This window comes from Nitrospira sp. BLG_1 (assembly GCF_047338595.1).
GTDB lineage: Bacteria > Nitrospirota > Nitrospiria > Nitrospirales > Nitrospiraceae > Nitrospira_D.
In genome coordinates, this window is record NZ_JBLFBO010000004.1 from 92,575 (window position 1) to 112,225 (window position 19,651).

Genomic DNA, 19,651 nt, shown 5'->3' on the forward strand with positions numbered 1-19,651 from the left:
AGGGAGGAGGCACCGCACCGCAATGGCACCCGATACACCGCCGATGACGTTGGTGCTCGACCACGTCAATGCGTACTACGGGGAGAGTCATATTCTGCGCGACGTCTCCTTTACGATCGAGCCGGGCGAGGTGGTCTGCTTGATGGGGCGCAACGGCGTCGGGAAGACGACCACGCTGAAGACGTTGACGGGCTTGCTGCCGGTGCGATCTGGGACCATCTCCTTTGTGGGCCAGGACATTACCCATGCCAAGACGGATCGGCGCGCCAAGGTGGGGTTGGCCTATGTGCCGCAAGGCCGGGAGATCATCCCGCACTTGAGCGTCTATCAGAACCTGCAGCTGGGCTACTGGAACCGGCCGGCGATCCACGGGGATGTGTCGGAGCAAGCCGCGTTTGAGGAAGTCTATCACCTGTTCCCGAAATTGACGCAGATTCTCAACCGGCCGGGTGGGGTGCTCAGCGGCGGGGAGCAGCAACAGCTCGCGATCGGGCGCGCCATCCTCTCCAGCCCCAAACTGCTGTTGCTGGATGAGCCCACCGAAGGCATTCAGCCCTCGATCGTCGATCAGATCGAGGACGTGATCATCGGGTTCAAGCAGTCCCGCCGGTTTGCCATTTTGCTGGTGGAGCAGGGGCTTCATTTTGCCGCGCGCTTGGCGGAGAAGTATGTGGTGATGGCCCGAGGCGCCGTCAAGGCCCAGGGCAAGAGCACCGAGCTCAACGCCGACATGGTCCGGCAGCATCTCACGGTGTAGTCGGTACGTCGCACATTCAAATTTCTCCAGCACATTGTCCCCGATAACTCTTCCTGCTCTGAAATGAATGAGCCGGTGGTGCCGTGCGGTCGTAGAGTTCCGGAGATTGCAGCAAGGGTCGGTTCTCCTTCAGCTCCATTTTTCTCCGCTCACAAAAATATCACAGCTGACGCTCAGTGCCCTTACTGGAGGTATGACAGGCCTTCGTGCGTGAAGCGAGTTGCCTCTGCTGTCTTGTGCGCGATGCAGGGTCGTGAATCATGAGCAAGCTGGCTTGTCCAACGAGAGAATGCAGGTTCCAGGAGCGTCGATAGTACTCTCAACCGGCAGCATCATGTCTCCATATTGTATACATCCCTCTGCAGAAAGAACGGGGGAAAGAAAAACTTGGTGCCTTAGAGTAAATAGGATTTGAAATTTGTGATCAATTCAGCTACCGTGCGGACTGCGTAGTTGTATTGGGACATGTGCCTAGACAATTCCGCTGTTCTGGTATGCGCTTCGTGCAGGGCCGGCTGCTCGCGGTGGATACGGGTAACCATGAGCAGGCTTCCATCAGCATTGTATGCATGAAACGGAACTATTGACCTTACTCGGGGTCGGTTTTCTTCTCGGGCTGCGACATGCCTTGGATACCGATCATCTTGCGGCGGTCTCGACCGTGCTGGCGGAGCGACCCTCGCTCCTGGCATCGGGAGCCGTTGGATTGTGGTGGGGTATCGGCCATACTCTGACGCTGCTCCTCGTCGGATCAGTTGTACTCGCCTGGGGACTACACATTCCTGAAGAATTTGAAATGATCGCCGAATCAGGGGTTGCCTTGCTCCTGATCATTCTTGGTGGGACGCTGGCCAGAAAACTCTATCGCGAACGATGGCACGTCCATAGCCATCACCATGACGGCGAGCGACATGTCCACTTCCATAGCCATCAACGCCAAGAAGGTCACGGCCATCGACATTGGATAGTAGACTCGATCCGTCCGCTCTGTATCGGGATGGCACATGGGCTGGCCGGGTCAGCGGCACTGATGCTGATGATTCTCGCGACGACGACCGAAGTGACGTCGGGACTCTTATCAATTCTGATCTTTGGTCTCGGTTCGATTATGGGCATGATGATGATCGGGTTGACGATCAGCGTGCCAGTCATCTACTCGCGCTCGATCAATCAGCGACTGTTCATGGGGGTGCAAGGGGTTGCCAGTTTCGCCAGCGTTTCGGTTGGCCTCTGGATGTTGGTTACGTTGGCATTGGCGGCTACGGGGCATTAAGCTTCGAGCGTACCTGCATAAGTGTCAGGAATAATTAGGTTGGTTGTGGGGTGTGTGGTCGCTGGTGTTTACAGTGGGTGTGGATAGAGATCAGGTTTTTTCTTGTTGGGACTAAGGGGATTCCTGAATTCGTGTCGAAAAGTATTCGCGTATATATAGTTGCGAATCCGATCATTACGGAAAGCTGAGGCATGCCCATTTCTGACGCATGCTCGCAAGCATCTTTTAGGGTTGTGCTAGAAGGTGGTATAGTCAGAGTTTGTGTCGTGAGTATTCAATACTAATTTGTCCGTGAGAGAGGAGGAACTATGCGTTTAAGTCCGAGAGAGCAGGACAAACTGATGATTTACGTCGCGGCGCAGCTCGCGACCGACCGTAAAAAGCGCGGTCTCAAGCTCAATCACCCGGAAGCGGTCGCGTACCTGACTGCGGCGGTGTTGGAGGGAATCCGGGATGGAAAATCTGTGGCGGAGCTCATGACCTATGGGACTCAGTTGTTGTCGCGTAAGGATGTGATGCCTGGTGTGCCGGAGATGATCCGTGAATTCCAGGTTGAGGGGACGTTCCCCGATGGAACCAAACTCGTGACCGTGCACAACCCGATTCCGTAAACGGTAGGAATCTCACATGAACGATAAGACAATGAGAGAAGCCGGTCCCTCCAAACGTCTTTTAAGTTCAACTGTTAACTAAGTATGGATTCAGTTTGAAGTCTGACACGAGTTGATGCCCACACCTCCTGTCTGGAGTGGGAGCCTCAATGAAGGGTCTTACATCAACCGTCTATGAACAAGGAGTGATGGTACATGAATACGAAAGAGCCACAAGGTTCTGGAGAGGACAAGGAAAAGCAAACGGCTTCCGAACAAACCGGAACGTCGCGGCGGCAGTTTCTTGCGAACAGCGGGCGTGTAGCGGCAGGGGTCGGTGCCGCCTCGCTCTTGAGCAACCCCGGTCAAGCCGGGCTGTCGTTTGCTGCGACTGAATCACTGATCACCAAGGTCAGCGGAACAGGAGGAGCCAAGATGAAAAAAGTGGACGCGCCGCAGAGATCGAAAGAGGCGTTGGCCGCAGCGGTCAGGGCTGAGTTGAACGCCCCGATCATCCCTGGTGAGATCATGACGGTGGCGGGCGATATCGATATGTTGAAAGGGCGCGAGACCAAGGACGTGACGGTCAAGAATCTAGGCGATCGCCCGATCCAGGTCGGCTCGCACTGTCACTTCTTCGAGTCCAATCGTGCGCTCAAGTTCGATCGTGAACAGGCGTTCGGATTCAGGCTGGCTGTTCCGGCCGGTACGGCAGTCCGCTTTGAACCGGGCGAAGAAAAGAAAGTGACGCTCGTGGCACTGGCCGGGAATCGGCTGATGCAGGGTGTCAACGGATTGACCGAAGGGCTGTTGGATGATCCGAAAGTCAAAGCCAAGGCTGTTGGACTCGCCGCTGATCGCGGATTTGGAAAAGGAGGCGCACGGTGAAAATTTCACGCAAGCAATATGCATCTCTGTACGGACCTACGACCGGCGATCGCGTCCGACTGGCTGATACGGACTTGATCATCGAAGTCGAGGAAGATAGGACCGTTCCTGGTGAAGAAGCCGTCTTCGGCGGCGGGAAAACCATTCGTGACGGGATGGGGCAGTCGGCTCGCGCGACCAGCACCAGCGGTCAGCTCGACTGTGTGATCACGAACGCCCTCATCCTTGACTACACCGGGGTCATCAAGGCCGATATCGGTATTAAAGACGGCCGGATCGTCGGGATCGGGAAGGCGGGGAACTCTGATCTCATGGCTGGTGTGACGCCAGGCATGGAAATCGGCCCAGGGACGGAAGCGATTTCCGGCGAAGGTAAGATCATTACGGCCGGTGGTATCGATACGCACATCCACTTCATCTGCCCCCAACAATGTTGGGAAGCATTGTCTGCCGGGTTGACCACGATGATCGGGGGAGGAACTGGTCCTTCAAGCGGAACCAGTGCGACGACCTGTACACCTGGTCCCTGGAACATCCATCGGATGTTGGAAGCGTCGGAAGGCATTCCCATCAATCTTGGATTCTTGGGGAAGGGCAATGCCTCACGACCTGAAGGGTTGAATGAGCAGATTGAAGCCGGCGCCATTGGGTTGAAGCTGCATGAAGATTGGGGCACCACCCCAAAGGCTATCGATACCTGCTTGAGCGTGGCTGATCGGTATGATGTGCAGGTGGCTATCCACACCGATACGCTCAATGAAGCCGGGTATATCGAGGATACGATCAAGGCGATCAAGGGAAGAACCATCCATAGCTTCCATACGGAAGGCGCAGGCGGTGGTCACGCACCGGACATCATCAAGATTTGCGGTGAGCCGAACGTGTTGCCGTCTTCAACCAATCCCACGATGCCGTTTACGGTCAATACGATGGACGAGCATTTGGACATGTTGATCGTGTGTCACAATTTGAACCCACGGATTCCTGAAGACGTCGCGTTTGCAGAGTCCCGTATTCGACGTGAAACCATTGCCGCGGAAGATATCCTGCATGACTTGGGTGCGATCAGCATCATGTCATCGGACTCGCAGGCCATGGGTCGAATCGGCGAAGTCATCACCAGGACCTGGCAAACGGCGCATAAAATGAAGGCCCAGCGGGGACATCTCACGCCGGTCGGCGGGAGGGATTCCGGCCAGAACGATAACTTCAGAGCGAAGCGCTATGTGGCCAAGTACACGATTAATCCGGCCATCACGCATGGCATCGCCCATGAGGTTGGCTCGATCGAAGTCGGAAAGATCGCGGACCTCGTCGTCTGGAAGCCGGAGTTTTTCGGAGTAAAACCCGAGATGGTCTTGAAAAACGGATTTATCGCACAGGCTCAGATGGGTGATCCGAATGCATCGATCCCCACTCCTGAACCGACCATCAGCCGACCGATGTTCGGTGCGTTTGGCCGTGCATTAACGAGCACGAGCTTTACCTTCATCTCGCAGGCGGCTATGGACCATGAAATTCCAAAGCGGCTTGGTCTGCAGCGACGGGTGGCGGCAGTCAAGAACTGCCGGAATATCGGGAAGCGCGATCTTAAGCTGAATGATGCGCTTCCAAAAGTAGAAGTTCATCCGGAGACCTACATTGTGACCGCGGACGGTGTGCCGCTCACTTGTGAGCCGGCCATTGTGTTGCCGTTGGCACAACGGTATCAATTGTTCTAACCGACAAGACAGCCGGTTCGACTATCAATCTGGAATCACGGTAGTCGGCCGGCTGTTATTGTTTTTCGCTTGTGTACCATGAATACCCCCGCATTGCTTGAAGGGTTACGGTTCGTCGATACGTTTTTTCCCTCCGGAGGTTACGCCTTTTCCTCAGGGTTGGAAGCAGCGGTACAGGGCGGAGCCGTCAAAACGTCCGATCAGCTGACCAAATACGTTGAAGATTTACTGCGTGGAGGGATGAGCCGCCGGGAAGTGCTTGCTGTCAAGCAGGCAAATCGTGCGGCTTCGGAGGGATCGCTGGAGAGTGCAGTCCATATCGATCGAGTGCTCGAGGCGACCAAGCTCGGCCGTGAATCGCGCATGGCCAGTCGCCAGATGGGGCGACAAGTGATCAGGGTTGCGGCGGATCAGATTCGCGCCAAGTCGATCTTGAACGAATATCGTGATGAGGTGGAAGCCGATCGCGCACCGGGACATCTCGCGGTGACGTTTGGGCTCACCATGGGATCTTGCGGATGGAACCCGGAAGAAACGGCCGGCGCCTTCTTGTACCAAACGGCCGTGGGGTTCATCTCGTCGGCGATGAGACTGAGTCCCATCGGTCAACATGAGGGACAGCGTATCCTGGGCGAATGGCTTCCATTGATTGAACGGATCAGTCGGGAGGTCGACCTCGATACGGCCATGAGCTCATGGTCACCGATCCAGGATATTTATGCGATGCGTCATGGGTCTCTGGAGTGGAGACTGTTCAGAAGCTAAGAGCGTATGGCTGATGGCTTATAGCAGGAAAGGAGAGAGACCGATTGATTCTGGCCCATGTGCCATCGGCAATCGGCTCTTCGTTTGTCTATGCATGATCTGAATCGTGAACATAATCACAATTGGACTCCGACTCAGGCCAGGAAACAGGGCATTCCGGTCATCGGTATCGGCGGCCCCGTCGGATCGGGGAAAACCGCGCTGGTGGAAGCCCTGTGTCAACGGCTGCGCGATCGCTTTAGCCTCGCGGCCGTGACCAACGATATTTTTACGAAAATCGACGCCGAGATTTTGACCAAGCGTGCCGCGCTTCCGGTCGATCGGATTCTTGGCGTGGAAACCGGGGGCTGTCCCCATACGGCGATCCGTGAGGACGCGTCTCATAACCAGGAGGCCATAGATGATCTGCTGCGCCGGCATCCGGATGTGGAGTTGATCTTCTTGGAAAGCGGCGGGGATAACCTTGCGGCCACGTTCAGCCCGGAACTGGTGGATTATGTCATCTACGTGATTGATGTGTCGGGCGGTGACAAGATTCCACGGAAGGGCGGACCGGGGATCACGCGGTCCGATTTCCTCGTCATTAACAAGATGGATTTGGCTCCGCATGTGCGTGCGGATCTTTCTGTGATGGATCGAGATACCCGCAAGATGCGCGGTGAACTTCCCTTTGCCTTCACCAATATCCTGTCCGGGGAAGGAATGGATGCGGTTGTGGCGTGGGTTGAACAGCGTATCCCGCAACGAGTCAAGCGTTCATGACCACGCCGACGCGGCAGGGACAACGGAAGAGGACGGCTCGGAAAACGGGTACGTCTCAACCAAGAACATCGTCCCGGGTAAGCACATCCGCCAGGACGAAAAAATCTCCTGGACGGTTCGCGACAGAGTTGGTCGGGCGGGTCGGCGAGCTGAAGCTGAAGTATACGAAGCTCGATCATCGCACGGTGATCTCTCATTCGTATTTCACGACGCCCTGGAAACTGCTGCCTCCTATCTATCTCGATGATACGGGAGCGGCCTACACGTTGCTGGTCAATCCATCCGGTGGTCTGGTCGGGGGAGACCATCTCTCCATCGATATGACAGTAGAGCAGGGTGCGCATGTCCTGATTTCCGCGCCCTCTGCCAACCGGGTGTATCGAACTGAAGGTCCGGTCTCTGATCAGCATGTCGTCATCGCGGTCGAGCCCGACGCAATTCTTGAATGGTTTCCCGAACATACGATTCCCTTTGCCGGATCTCGGTTTCGGCAGAGCCTCCGAGCCACGGTTGGGCCTGGCGCGACCCTCTTTTTGTGGGATGCGCTTGCCTCAGGCCGCATTGCCAGGGAAGAACGGTGGGCCTTTACCGATCTGGAAAACGAAATCCTAATCACGACAGCCAACGGGAATTCGCTGCTCGAGCGATATGTCCTTGATCCGGCCACGGACTTAGGGACGGTCGGTCTGGCCGAAGAATGGGATTATGTGGCCTCGTTCTACGTGGTGAACGACGCGCTGGCCCCGGAGGTCTGGACCGGATTGGAATCGACCATTGCGGCGCTCTTGGATACCAAGCCCGGAGCCGTATTAGGCGGCGTATCAACCCCACCGGTACCTGGCCTCGCCGTCAAGCTATTGGCCAGAACCGCACCGGACCTCTTGGCGATGATGGAGGCCTTATGGGCAGCCGCTCGCGAAGCTGTGTTGAAACTCCCGCCGGTATCGTTGCGAAAGTACTAACCAGAGATACAAGCTTGCAGTGTCATTCAGGTCAAGGTTGAGACTGAGGTTACGAAAATCTGAACTCTCTTAACCTTGCCCTTTGCCTGGTTGATTTCCCCGGCGGTCTTTTCCCGCATCCTCACTATAGATTTGAAGCCTGAGGATCCGCTGCGTTCGCTGTCCGAAGGGACCAGGCTAACCCCAGGAGGGAAAGCGTGAAGATCACCCATTTCGATGGGTCGAAGTTATACCAGAGGGGACCATTGCGGTAGTCGGTTGGATGGGTGTGGTGGTAATTGTGGTAACCCTCACCAAAGGTCAGCAGGGAAACTGCCCAGCTGTCTCGGCTTGAATCAGCTTGGCCATGGGGTTGGTCTCCCCACAGATGGCAGACTGAGTTGATACAAAATGTCGAATTCAGTACGGCGAAGGTTCGGCCGATACCGGCCAACATAAAGCAGCTCATCCCCCCGACCCAGCCGTTGTAGAGACAGCCCACGAGGAACGGAAATGCCAATCCTGAAAGGAAGATGAGGGTATAGTATCGGTGTTGCCACATCACGACCGGATCCTGCCGAAGCCTGGTCGCATATTTTTCGTCCGAGTACTTCTTGTCAGCAAAGAGCCACCCACAGTGGCTGTGCCAGAACCCAAGCTTGGCGTTGTATGGGTCAGCATCTTGGTCGCAGGCCGCGTGGTGGCGGATGTGATCGGCGCCCCACTTGAGTGCGGACTGTTGAAGCGCCCATCCTCCGGCGATGAGTAAGACAGCCTTGACTCCATCAGGGCAGCTGAAACTGCGGTGCGAGATGAGGCGGTGGTACCCCACGGTAATGCCTAATCCCGTGACCACATAGAGGAGCGCGAACATTGTCCAATCGAACCACGTATATCCATAGAGGAAGCCAAATAACGGTACCCCGATCACGGCGGTGCTCACGATAATGCTGAAGAGCATCACCGTCACATAGACTGGGTAGGTCCGTTTGAGTCCGCTGGTAGGGACAGTTGACGCGATCATTGTGGTCTACGCGAGGGATGTGGCATGAGTCGGAGGTTCACCTAGGCGTGTAATTTCCGACAAATGTACCAGGACGATGTGGAAATAGCTACTCTGGATGGCCCATTCAGGTCCCTCTTGTTTCGGTTGACAGCGGACGGTAAGATTTCATATACATACCCGGTCTATCTAGACTCGTCAGAGTGTGATCGATGGTATGAGTTAGGGTCTGACTCAGAAAAGCTTTGGTGAATGAAAACCAGAGAGACAGGTCAGTTCGGAGGCAGGATGTTCGTTAATTACAAGGAGGCAGTCCAATGAAGAGTGCGTTATCAATGATGTTGGGTGTAGCAGCCGTCGCTTTGGTCGCGGCGCCTCTCACCTCGTACGCGGGTGGAACGATTTCCGGGAAAGTGACCTATGCCGGCAAGGCGGAGAATAAGGAATTCCTCTTCTCCAAGTTCCCGAACCCCAAGTTCTGTCCCCAGATTCCTGACAAGAGCAAGGCGGATGGCGACAAGCGATTCTTGAAGCAGATCGAAGTGAGCAAGGATGGCGGATTGAAGGGTGCTGTCGTGGCCGTGGTGGACATCGAGGATAAGGCCTGGATGGACGGCTATGCCGGAACGGAAGTCGTAGCAGCGTTCTGCGATTTTCAGCCGTTCAGTGGCGTGGTGGTGAATACCCGCCCATTCAAAGTTGAAAACACCGATGCCGACGCCGATGATCCTAAGTCCGTGGCTGGCGTGCTGCACAATCCTCACAGCTTTACCGTGAAGGGAAGCTCTTCTGCGACTGGTTTCAACATCGGTCTCGCGAAGAAGGGTGATAAGTTGGACAAGCCGGTGACCTTCCGTGGCGGTGCCGAGAAGGAAGGATTCTACCGCTTGCAGTGCGACCAGCATGAGTTCATGCAATCCTTCTTCCTGCCGGTGTCGAATGCCCACTTCGCCGTGGCGAAGGACGATGGGTCGTTCGAGATCAAGGACGTGCCGGCCGGCAAGCACAAGGTGGTGGCCTGGCATCCATTCGCCGGCAAGGCCAAGAAGATTGAGTTCGATGTCGATGTGACCGACGGCGGGACCGCCAACCTTAAGGCTGAAATCAAGTAAGCCGGTTTCATCGATGTGTTCTTGACGGGCAGCGGAGCAATCCGCTGCCCGTCGTGTTTGTAGCCCATTTCCCTCTCCCCCACAGCAGACCTTCTGCACAGGTTCAGGGTTTTCTCCGTCTCCGCTCTTTGATGTGATACATAGTGTGGGCATGACCGGATTGGCCTAGTGAGAGGGGCGGTTCATGACCTTCCATCTCCTCGTGGCCGGAGGTGTGGATCACGTGTTGCGACGAACGAGGCTTGCTCTCCCGCTGCTCCTTGTCTCCACTCTTCTGTCCAATGCCTCCTGCTCTGTCATTGATGGGGCGTTCTCTGTACTCAAGGGGACCTTTTCGGTTGCCAAGACCGGCTATCGCGTTGTGAAAAAGACGGTTAAAGGTACGATCTGGGTGGTGAGCGGAGCGTATGAGTTGACGAAGGGGGCGACCAGGCTGGTCTATCACATTGGGAAATTTACCTTTGAAGTGGTCCAGGCTCCACTGGAGTATCCCTTGATCCGAGATGATATTCAGACCATCGATGGGCTTCCGGTGAAAGAGGCGATCCGGTTGGGGCGGGTCAAGGCGGCGCCCTACATCGTCAAGGGCCAGCGGTACGTGCCGATGAACATGGCGAATGCACAGACGTACGAGGAAACGGGCTTGGCTTCGTGGTACGGGGAAGAAACCCGGCGTCTGCCGGGTGGCCACATGACGGCGAACGGTGAACTCTTCAATCCCACCGGACTGACGGCAGCGCATAAATATTTGCCGCTGCCGATCCATGTGCAGGTGACGAATCTGGAAAACGGCAAGTCGATCGTTGTCCGAGTGAACGACCGTGGTCCCTTTCCGAGTGATCACAACCCCGATTCCGGGAAGCGAATCATCGATCTCAGCCGAGGCGCCGCCGAGCAGCTTGGATTTGTCGACCAGGGCACCGCCAGGGTTCATGTGGAAGTGATCCAGCTGGAAGAGGCATGACGGGTGGTGTGTTCCCCGATGACTACCGTTTCACCAACGCCAGTCCTTTAGTGGTTTCCAGGGGGACTTCAAAGTAATCGGGTTAGCCTCAAGCGGCAGATTCCCCGCCTTGTCTTTTCGTTTCTGATCTAGGTAAGATCTTTGTTTCTGGGCTATTTTCTCTGTCCAAGAGGGGTAGTGTGTCTCGAGAACTCTCACTCGCGGAAGTCTTCCAGCTGGGTTACTACTGGGAGACCAAGATTTTGCTCACAGCCGTGAAGCTGGATGTCTTTTCGGCCATCGATGAACGGCCGAAATCTTGTCAGGACATTGCCGGAAGGCTGCAGGCTGATCCTCCTACCCTGGGCCTTCTCTTAAATGCCCTGGTCGCGATGAAGCTGCTGACGAAAGAAGCGGAGTTGTACGGGAACTCATCGATTGCGATCAAGTATTTGGTCCGGTCGTCGCCGCAGTATGTCGGCCATTTGCTGCTCTTACACGATGCAGAGTGGAACAACTGGGGCAAACTGGAAGAGACGATTCGTACGGGGAAGCGGACGGTGGATCGCCATGTGTTCGAGACCGATCCTGAGTTGGGTAGCCATGTGCTGGCGGTACTGAATCGTATTGGCCAGCAGAGTGGCCCTGATTTGGCCAAGCGGTTGAAGTTGGCTGGGCGTGAGCGGATGTGTGATCTTGGCGGTGGCGCCGGGACGAATGCGATTGCGTTCTGCCAGGTGTATCCCGACCTGCATGCGACGGTGTTCGACCTTCCGGAAACGCTGAAACTGACGGAAAAAACAGTGAAAGAGGCGGGGCTAGAATCACGGATCGCTCTGCACCCCGGTGACTTCAATCGGGATCCGCTCAGTGGACCCTACGATGTGGTCCTGATGTCGGATATTCTACATTATCAAACCTTTGATATGAATCAGGATCTGGTCAAGAAGGTCTATGGCGCTCTGGCGCCGGGCGGGCGGTTGGTCATTAAGGATCGATTCTTGGACGAAGCCGGGACAGGTCCAGCCTGGACGACGGCCTTTGCCGTCCACATTCTCGTCAACACTCAGAAGGGGAGCTGCTTCCAAGCCAGTGAAGCGATGCAATGGCTCCATACTGCCGGGTTCGGCTCTGTGGTGGAACTGGAGAAGACGGCGGTGGTGCAGGGGGTGAAATCGCGTGAAACGTGAAGCGTGTGACCCAACGGTTTTGAGTTTCATGTTTCAGGTGTCAAACGGTAGGCTTCGGCACAACATGAAACTTGGGACTTGAAACTTGAAACGGTTTATCAAGGCAACGAGAGACAGTACGAAGGACTATTACGGTGGATTGGTTACGAGAACCAGGGTTCTTTGGGACTCATGCAACGGTCGGAGCGGATCTCAGTCAGCTGATGGCCACGCTCTTTACCGGACTCTTTGTCATCGGATGGTTTCAGGCACGCAAGCGAAAGGCCGATGCGCATCATTGGCTGATGTTGGGCGGCATGATCGCCATGTTGAGCTTCTTTATCGCGTACTATCTCTTTCGGCAGCTTGGGGTTCTGGCGTTTGAGGGGAAGGAAGGGTTCGGCGGCTCGCAATCACTGTATGACTACGTCTTCATCCCGGTACTGACTCTCCACATTATCCTGGTCATCATCGGGCTGATCATGGCGGTGTACATGATGGTGTTGGGGTTTCGTTCTCAACAATTCATCGACGGGGTGCGGTCGCTCCGGGAGTCACGGCTCATGACCACGTGGAAGAAGATCGGAATCGTGTTCGGGGTTGTGGCCGTGATCGTATTGGGGTTGTTTTTTTCGCGCGTGGCAACCGCCGGATTTTCGATGCGCAAGATGGAGGTTTACCTGATCTTCCTTGCACTCGTCGCCTTTGTGTTTGCGATTGAGATGACGATCCAGCGAATCTGGCCGGACGGCGCACGGCGGCATCGGGCGTTGGGCCGATTCACGATGGTCATCTACTGTGTGCTCTTTATGACCGGAAGTTTCACCTATACGATGCTGTACATCCTGTACCCAGGGAAGATTGGGTAGTATCAAGAAGTGCTGAGGTCTAAGTGCTGAGTGCTGAGAGAAGGGGGTTGGGGGAAAGAGGGTTGCTCGGGGAATCACTCAGTCCTCAGTACTCATCACTCAGCACTGGAGCTTGGCGATGCTGACCTGCGGTTGTGGTCGCTGGATGCATACCGAGGGGATTGAGGAACGTGGCGGTGAAGCTGGTGCGTTCTGGTTCATCCGCTCGGAGTGCCGAGGCTGTGGGTTGAAAGTCGGTGTCGATGTGCCGGAGGGTCAGACACGAGGGCTCATTGATCGATTATTCTGGACCGATGAGGCGCTGCATCGATTGGCCCGCATGCCGCCCTATGTGGCACCGTTGGTTCGAGATGAGGTGGAGCAACATCTCCGTAGCCAAGGAGAACGAGTCGTCACCTATGACACGTTGCTTCGTCCCCGTACGGGAGAACGCATCGAATGGGACCCTGAAGCAGAACGACGGTTGGACCGAGTGCCAGCGCCGGTTCGTGCGATGGCACGGGTTGAACTTGAACGAACCGCGGCAGATCGCGGATTGTCTCGCATCACCGTGTCGCTGATGGAAGAGATTAAAGCGAAGTACTTTGGAATGGCAGCTCAGAAACAGTGAAGGGTAAGGAGTAAAGGGTAAAGAGGGCGTCCCTGTTTGTCGCCTCACCCCTCACGCTTAACCCCTAACCAGGTAACTATGCTTCATCGAATGGCGTTGCGGGTACTTCCGAGCTTGAGTTTGGCGGTGACGGAAGAGGCCGTGCGCAAGAGAAAACGCATCGTGATGTTTGTGCCGGGGTTGATCGCCTTCGGAGTCTATCGGCTTGCCAAACATCTTGTTCCGATCGCCGAGCCGCTGGTGCTCTTGGCCGTGAGTGCGCTCGTCGCCATGGTGACTGCGGCCTTGGCCTATCGGGTCGGGCGTGCTGCGCCCTGGGCGGAGATCATGCGCCACGATGGCGTCCGGTTGCTCAGCTGGCTCGTCGGATGGATCGGAGCCGTCTATGGGATTCAGCTCTCGCTGTTGGTGCTGACTCTCTTGTGGATCATGAGCTATAGCTATCTCCAGCATCCTGATGGGCCGGCGATGATGGCCATCATTATCTCCTGTACATCCGTCGCACGCGATGCTTTTGAAATCGGGCATGTGCGCCGGCTTACGCAGATGGGGCGACCCTTTCTCACGTTCCCGGACGGAGCACCCCTCCGGCTGTTGCTGCAGTGCAAGGCCGGGCAGCTGGGGCCGTGGGTCCTTGCCGGACTTGCGCTTGGTGCGCTGGCATCAAGTCCTGGGCTGCTCATTGCAGACGTTCAAGGGGGGGCGTTGGCCCAGTTATTCGCCGTGACCGTTCTTGGCGGTGGAGTGACTCTCTGCGCCTATTTCGGCGGACTCTATCCATCTACTCCGTGGGTGCAGACGCTTCGCCGGACAGCACCGGGTGAGCTGATGAAATATTGGTGGTGGCCTGGGATGGCCTTTGCCTCGACCTATTATCTGGTTGCGATGGGATTGCTGCTGTTTGTAATGAGACAGCCCACGATGACGCCGGGCTCGGCTGCTGGGATGGGGGCGATCGTGACAGCCATCATGGCTTTGTATGGGTATTATCTGGGTGATCGCCGTCACGTTGAAGATGAACAGGCACCCCAACTGTCGAGTGGCATGTTACGGTGCCCGTTTGTCATGGGGATTCTGGGCAAGACCATCGGTTCCACCGATGCAACCGGGGAGTTGGCACTCGGTAAGACAGGGATAAAGGGGTAGGTCTATGGGCCAAGGATTCGGGATGAACAGCTTTCTGTTTCGCGTGGTGATGTGTATCGGATTCGTCTTAATCTCCCTTGGCTTTCTGGGGAGTGGCACTGATCTGTCCTTTGCCGACTCATCCACGGACGTGTATTTCGGAACCGAGGGAATTCCGCAGGGGCCGGCGGCTCCCACTCCTCAGGAAACGGTCTATCCTCAAGTCGGTTCACTGGATAGTCGGTTGCTGGTGTGGTTCGTGACGCAGCAACATACCTATTTCGGCGGATTCGTTCTCGCCTTGCCGTTGTTTTGCGCCTTACTTGAGTTTTTGGGGTTGATCACGAAAAAGCCGGCCTTGGCTCTTCGTTATGATGGCTTGGCAAGGGATCTTGCGAAGGTGGCGGTCCTGGCTATGTCGGTTACGGCACTGATCGGTAGTCTGATGTTGACGATGTTCATCACGCTCTATCCGAGTTTCATGAAGTATATGGGCGGGACATTCAAAGGATTCATGCCTGCCTACGCCGCCGTATTTTTCGGAGAAGCGCTGCTGCTGATCGTCTACTACTACGGTTGGAACCGGATGACAGACCGTGGCATGAAATGGATTCACGCCGCGATCGGGATTCTGACCAATATTGTGGGGACCGCCCTACTAATGATGGCCAACGCCTGGTCTGCGTTCATGATGTCGCCCGCCGGGGTCGATGCGCAGGGGCGGTTTCTCGGAAACGCGTGGCATCTGCTGCACTCCGCGCTCTGGAATCCTCTGAACGTCCATCGCTTCCTGGCGGATATGATGTCCGGCGGAGCGGTGGTGCTTGCCTATGCCTGTTACCGATTTTTTACCAGCAAGACCGACGAGGAGCGTGCCTACTTTGATTGGGTCGGCTATGTGTTCCTGTTCGTCACGGTCTGCGCCCTCATTCCCATGCCGTTCGCCGGGTACTGGCTGATGAAGTCGGTCTTCGTGTTTCGTCAGACCATGGGGGTCACGATGATGGGCGGTCTGCTCACCTGGCTGTTTGTGGTGCAGGCGCTCTTGATCGGTGTCTTGTTTTTAGGGATCAATTACTATCTGTGGCAGAGCATGGCGCGGATTAAGGGAGGAGAGCGGTATCAGCCGTATTACCAAACCCTTCTGGGTGTGTTGATGCTCGCGCTCTTCATTTGGTTGACGCCGCATACGTTGCTGACCTCTGCCAGTGAGGCCAAGGCCATGGGAGGTGCGCAACATCCGGTCATCGGCAACTACGGGGTCATGTCGGCCAAGAACGGAGCGGTCAATATCCTGATCCTCGTGACCGCGCTGAGCTTCCTCTATTATCGTCGCGCGAATCGAACCATGACGATCTCATGGATCAAGACCGGCAATATCCTCATCACGGTGCTGTATGTGGTCGGCGCAGTGAACATCATTTGGCTATCGATCTATGGATTCTATTTGCCGGCGAAAATTCGCGTCGGTCTGTCCGCTCCGCAGGCGTTCACCACGTTCACGGTTATTCTGGTCGGAGTGGTGATCAATCGGTTGATGCTCAGGCGTGCGGTGGTGCATGGCCCGATTCAGTGGGGAAAGATTCCGCTGCGGGGCATGGTCGGCTTATTTGGGTTGGCGGCATCGTTCAGTTGGGTGATGGGGTTGATGGGATACATCCGTTCCTCGGGGAGGCTATCATGGCACGTCAGCGAGTTGATGGCCGATGTCTCGCCCTGGGCCTTCACGCCGGACCTCCAGTATGCGACCAAAATGGTGACACTGAATATGGTGGTATTCTGGGCGGCGGTTCTCGCGCTGTTCTGGATGTGCGAACGGGGACAGCAGCCGGTGATGGTTGAGGATGCGAGTGAGAAAGAGTCGCCATTGCTGACTCCGATTCCATCGCAAGAAACATAGAAAGGGAATCAGGGCATGATACGGACTGTGTTGATGGCTGCGGCAGCCGTGCTCGGCTCAATCCTTCTCGTGAGCGGGGGGGCACCGACGATTGCAGGAGAACCGACCTTGGTCTTGGAAGACTTCCAAGCAAAAGAGGCGGACGGGTTTCCATCATTTTGGGAACACGAAAACCAGCGGAGTCAAACGAAAGGCCGTGACGCGTACAAGGTGCGGACGGAAAACGGGGCAAGCTTTTTGTCGGCCAAAGATGCGGGGCAACGGATCAAGAAGAAGAAAATCGATTGGGATCCCAAGGCCTATCCGGTTCTGACCTGGCGCTGGCGTCTGACCAAGGCCGCGACAGGAAACGAGCCGCTCGCGGCCGTCTATGCCTCGCTCGATACGGATCTCCTGTTTATTCCGGTGTTCACGAAATATGTCTGGAGTGAATCGAAACCGGACGGCACCTTGACCGAAGGCGGGATGTTCAGCGGATCGGAGATCGTGGTCCAGTCCGGGACGAAGGAGATCGGACAGTGGTTCGAAGAACGGGTCAATGTGTACGAGGATTTTAAGCGGATTCATAAGCATGAGCCGGCGGAGAAGGCCTGGGGGATTTCTATTATCGCTGCGCCTGGGGTGGAGATCGATTTTGGCCCGCTCGTCGCCCTTCCGGGGAAGTGACGTATGCGTGGGTTCTGAGAGATTAGCGTGATGGAGAGTCACAAGGTCGTAGATATTGTCCTTGGCATTGTCGTGATGGGGACCGTCGGGACCCTGATTGGGACGACGATGGGCGGGGGGCTGATGCCGGTCGCCATTCTTGTTGGGCTCGGCCTCGGTGTCGTGATCGGCTTTCTTGGTGGGCGCCGGTTTCTCGTGAGCATTCTGGTCGGCACGGTCATGGGTGGCCTGTTGGCCTGGTTGATGGCCGGTGCTGATCGAATCTGGGTTGGGGCTGGAGCTGGAGCGGCCATGGGCGGATTTCTCGGCGTTCAGATTTCGATGTTGCTCGATGTGCGTGCAGCGAAGAAGGCGGCGGCAGAGCGGGCTGGGACGTCGCCGTCGTAGGGTTCATGTGTGTATGGATTGTCGAGGTATGTGTGGAAAATAAAGGTGTCTTAGTCGGCTCCATTATCTTTGTGTTTGCATCGTTCTTTCTCATGATTGGTCTGTTGGCCTACGAATCCTACAAGGCCAAGCAGATGAAACAGCTTGCGGCGTCCGTGAAGTCCGAAGCGCGACCGACGGCCAGCAGTCTGCCCACTCAGGATTTCTCCATGTACAAGACTAAGATCGGAGACGAAGGGCGGGAAATGGTGCAAGTCCCGGAAGGGCCTTTTACGATGGGAAGCAATGACGGAGATCCCGATGAGGCGCCCGAGCATCAGGTCTATTTGAAAGGGTTCTATATCGATCGGAACGAGGTGACGCAACAAGAATATCAGCGGTTTGCAAAGATGACGAAGCGGGGGATGCCGAGGATCGAGGTGTTTGACGATGATCAATCAAAGATTTTGAAACCCGAGTTTGCGGCGATGAGTGTTTCGTGGGATGAGGCGGCGGCCTACTGCAAGTGGGCGGGGAAGCGTCTGCCGACGGAAGCGGAATGGGAGAAAGCCGGTCGAGGTGAGAGTAAGCGACGATATCCCTGGGGAGACAAGTTCGTCGTCAATGCGGCCAATGTCGACGGGACGGAGGATGGCTATAAGTATCTGGCTCCTCCAGGATCCTTTGAGGCTGGGCGCAGTCCTTACGGCATTCACGACATGACGGGAAATGTGGCGGAGTGGGTTGAGGACTCCTACGACGAGCATTACTACAAGAAATCTCCGTTTCGTGATCCCAAGGGGCCTGAAAATGCAGATTTAAAAGTCGTGCGGGGAGGCTCTTGGAGGGAGACAGAGCATCACGCAAGGCTGTCCAAGCGGTTTGCGGCAAAACATTGGCGTACTGATGTCACGATCGGTGTCCGCTGCGCGAGTGAGTTGGACCCGGCTTCAGCCCCGGGAGCTGAGTGATAGGGCGGCATGCTCGAGTCAAAATTTAAACTTGTCTTCTTGCTGGTGGTTCTGGCATGCGCGGCGATGCCCATTGTCGCCATTATGCGAGGGACCACGGTCACGCCGTACGAAAAGCCGACGTCTGATCCCACCGCCGAAGTAGTGTCGATGGCGGACAGTGCTCCCGGAGAAGAACCTCTTTCTGGTGACATGGTCACGATTCCGGCGGGGCCGTTCGTTCGTGGAACTGAGGGCGGAGGCTTCGATGAACGTCCGCAACGAACCATCTATCTGGATGCGTTCGCGATCGATCGGTATGAGGTGACGAACTACCAGTATCAGCAGTTTGTTGTCGCCACGGGGCATCGAAAACCAGGACTCCCTTCGCGCTATGCCAAGAGCGGAGCCAAGGTGCGTGGGATCAATCAGCCCATCGTCTATGTGTCCTGGGAGGACGCGGACGGGTATTGTCGTTGGAAGGGTAAGCGGCTTCCGACCGAAGCTGAGTGGGAAAAGGCTATGCGCGGCACGGATGGAAGGCTCTGGCCGTGGGGAGATCAGGAGCAACCTGATGGGGCCAATTGGGCTCGTGTGCAGGATGGTTATGAAGCGTCGGCGCGTGTCGGTACATTCCAGAGCGACAAGAGTCCCTATGGAGTGATGGATGGTGCCGGCAATGTCATGGAGTGGGTGGCTGATTGGTACGATGAGACTTATTATAAGAGTTCACCGGATCACAATCCACCGAGCCCCGAGTATGGCACCTATCGGGTGCTTCGCGGGGGAGGATACACGACAGCAGGTGGCGATGTTCGGATTACCAGCCGAAGCAAGATGATGCAAGATTTTCGAGATGAAACGATCGGATTCCGCTGTGCGAATTCGACCTCTGGTACGATTGGGGAAGAGAAGGAAAAACCAGAAGAATTTACAGGAAATCAAAGTAGTAGAGGATCAAAAACACGGCCAAAATGATGTTGACAACCATTCCGGCCAAAACTATAATGTCAAACACTTTTGAGTTTTTCGACACAATTTCCTCTCTGATTCGCGTTAGAAGTTGAGAAATTTTGATAACACAGGGCCGGGTGCCTGTCAAGAAAATGCAGTAATTCTGAATTCTATCCCTTACTAACTATCTTGATCTGGAGTGAAATGACGATGGCAACAGCTACCCCTGATAGCGAGCTTAAAGTAAAAATTGGGAAGATGATTTTTTACATCACTTGTGCTGTCGG

At 55.7% G+C, this 19,651-nt stretch carries 20 protein-coding genes; 19 read left to right on the top strand and 1 reads right to left on the bottom strand.

Annotated elements, in window-relative coordinates; all coding sequences use genetic code 11:
• The first annotated feature begins 22 nt into the window (after positions 1–22).
• The 8 genes from urtE (at position 23) to ACMTNU_RS05900 (ending at position 7,718) form a co-directional block, all read left to right on the top strand.
• Positions 23–757, top strand: coding sequence for an urea ABC transporter ATP-binding subunit UrtE (urtE, locus tag ACMTNU_RS05865; RefSeq protein WP_413934294.1), 735 nt, complete (start codon positions 23–25; stop codon positions 755–757).
• Positions 758–1,322: 565 nt separating this feature from the next.
• Positions 1,323–2,030, top strand: a complete 708-nt coding sequence (locus ACMTNU_RS05870; RefSeq protein WP_413934295.1) for an urease accessory protein UreH — start codon at positions 1,323–1,325, stop codon at positions 2,028–2,030.
• Between the two features lie 308 nt (positions 2,031–2,338).
• A complete protein-coding gene (locus tag ACMTNU_RS05875; protein ID WP_413934296.1) occupies positions 2,339–2,641 on the top strand; it encodes an urease subunit gamma in 303 nt (100 codons plus the stop codon).
• 195 nt (positions 2,642–2,836) lie between these two features.
• A complete protein-coding gene (locus tag ACMTNU_RS05880; RefSeq protein ID WP_413934297.1) occupies positions 2,837–3,508 on the top strand; it encodes an urease subunit beta in 672 nt (223 codons plus the stop codon).
• Complete coding sequence (ureC, locus tag ACMTNU_RS05885; protein ID WP_413934298.1) at positions 3,505–5,229, top strand: urease subunit alpha; 1,725 nt, start codon at positions 3,505–3,507, stop codon at positions 5,227–5,229. Before ACMTNU_RS05880 ends, ureC begins: the two co-directional genes overlap by 4 nt.
• Before the next feature lie 78 nt (positions 5,230–5,307).
• The gene (locus ACMTNU_RS05890) at positions 5,308–5,994 is read left to right on the top strand and encodes an urease accessory protein UreF (RefSeq protein WP_413934299.1); all 687 of its coding nucleotides are present in this window, start codon (positions 5,308–5,310) and stop codon (positions 5,992–5,994) included.
• Between the two features lie 57 nt (positions 5,995–6,051).
• Positions 6,052–6,756, top strand: a complete 705-nt coding sequence (gene ureG, locus ACMTNU_RS05895; protein ID WP_413934300.1) for an urease accessory protein UreG — start codon at positions 6,052–6,054, stop codon at positions 6,754–6,756.
• The gene (locus ACMTNU_RS05900) at positions 6,753–7,718 is read left to right on the top strand and encodes an urease accessory protein UreD (RefSeq protein WP_413934301.1); all 966 of its coding nucleotides are present in this window, start codon (positions 6,753–6,755) and stop codon (positions 7,716–7,718) included. The genes ureG and ACMTNU_RS05900 overlap by 4 nt, the downstream gene beginning before the upstream one ends.
• A gap of 124 nt (positions 7,719–7,842) precedes the next feature.
• On the opposite strand, the gene ACMTNU_RS05905 is transcribed toward ACMTNU_RS05900, so the two are convergent.
• Complete coding sequence (locus ACMTNU_RS05905; protein ID WP_413934302.1) at positions 7,843–8,721, bottom strand: acyl-CoA desaturase; 879 nt, start codon at positions 8,719–8,721, stop codon at positions 7,843–7,845.
• 296 nt (positions 8,722–9,017) lie between these two features.
• Between ACMTNU_RS05905 and ACMTNU_RS05910 the strand changes: the two genes are divergently transcribed.
• From ACMTNU_RS05910 to ACMTNU_RS05960, 11 genes are all read left to right on the top strand, one after another.
• On the top strand, positions 9,018–9,812 hold the full coding sequence (locus ACMTNU_RS05910; protein ID WP_413934303.1) for a hypothetical protein: 795 nt from the start codon (positions 9,018–9,020) through the stop codon (positions 9,810–9,812).
• Positions 9,813–9,996: 184 nt separating this feature from the next.
• Complete coding sequence (locus tag ACMTNU_RS05915) at positions 9,997–10,776, top strand: septal ring lytic transglycosylase RlpA family protein (protein WP_413934304.1); 780 nt, start codon at positions 9,997–9,999, stop codon at positions 10,774–10,776.
• 179 nt (positions 10,777–10,955) lie between these two features.
• Positions 10,956–11,945 (top strand): methyltransferase, encoded by a 990-nt coding sequence (locus ACMTNU_RS05920; RefSeq protein ID WP_413934305.1) that lies wholly within the window; start codon positions 10,956–10,958, stop codon positions 11,943–11,945.
• A gap of 134 nt (positions 11,946–12,079) precedes the next feature.
• Positions 12,080–12,793, top strand: coding sequence for a DUF420 domain-containing protein (locus tag ACMTNU_RS05925; protein ID WP_090747917.1), 714 nt, complete (start codon positions 12,080–12,082; stop codon positions 12,791–12,793).
• A 118-nt stretch (positions 12,794–12,911) separates the two neighbouring features.
• Complete coding sequence (locus tag ACMTNU_RS05930) at positions 12,912–13,403, top strand: PCP reductase family protein (RefSeq protein ID WP_413934306.1); 492 nt, start codon at positions 12,912–12,914, stop codon at positions 13,401–13,403.
• A 78-nt stretch (positions 13,404–13,481) separates the two neighbouring features.
• Entirely contained in the window at positions 13,482–14,549 is a 1,068-nt protein-coding gene (locus tag ACMTNU_RS05935; RefSeq protein ID WP_413934307.1) for a hypothetical protein, read from the top strand.
• A 4-nt stretch (positions 14,550–14,553) separates the two neighbouring features.
• A complete protein-coding gene (locus tag ACMTNU_RS05940) occupies positions 14,554–16,428 on the top strand; it encodes a cytochrome ubiquinol oxidase subunit I (RefSeq protein WP_413934308.1) in 1,875 nt (624 codons plus the stop codon).
• A gap of 15 nt (positions 16,429–16,443) precedes the next feature.
• The gene (locus ACMTNU_RS05945; RefSeq protein WP_413934309.1) at positions 16,444–17,094 is read left to right on the top strand and encodes a DUF3047 domain-containing protein; all 651 of its coding nucleotides are present in this window, start codon (positions 16,444–16,446) and stop codon (positions 17,092–17,094) included.
• Between the two features lie 30 nt (positions 17,095–17,124).
• Positions 17,125–17,481, top strand: a complete 357-nt coding sequence (locus ACMTNU_RS05950; protein ID WP_413934310.1) for a hypothetical protein — start codon at positions 17,125–17,127, stop codon at positions 17,479–17,481.
• A gap of 32 nt (positions 17,482–17,513) precedes the next feature.
• Positions 17,514–18,431: a formylglycine-generating enzyme family protein gene (locus tag ACMTNU_RS05955; RefSeq protein ID WP_413934311.1), complete on the top strand. Its 918-nt coding sequence runs from the start codon at positions 17,514–17,516 to the stop codon at positions 18,429–18,431.
• A 9-nt stretch (positions 18,432–18,440) separates the two neighbouring features.
• Positions 18,441–19,388, top strand: a complete 948-nt coding sequence (locus ACMTNU_RS05960) for a formylglycine-generating enzyme family protein (RefSeq protein ID WP_413934312.1) — start codon at positions 18,441–18,443, stop codon at positions 19,386–19,388.
• Positions 19,389–19,651: the final 263 nt, after the last annotated feature.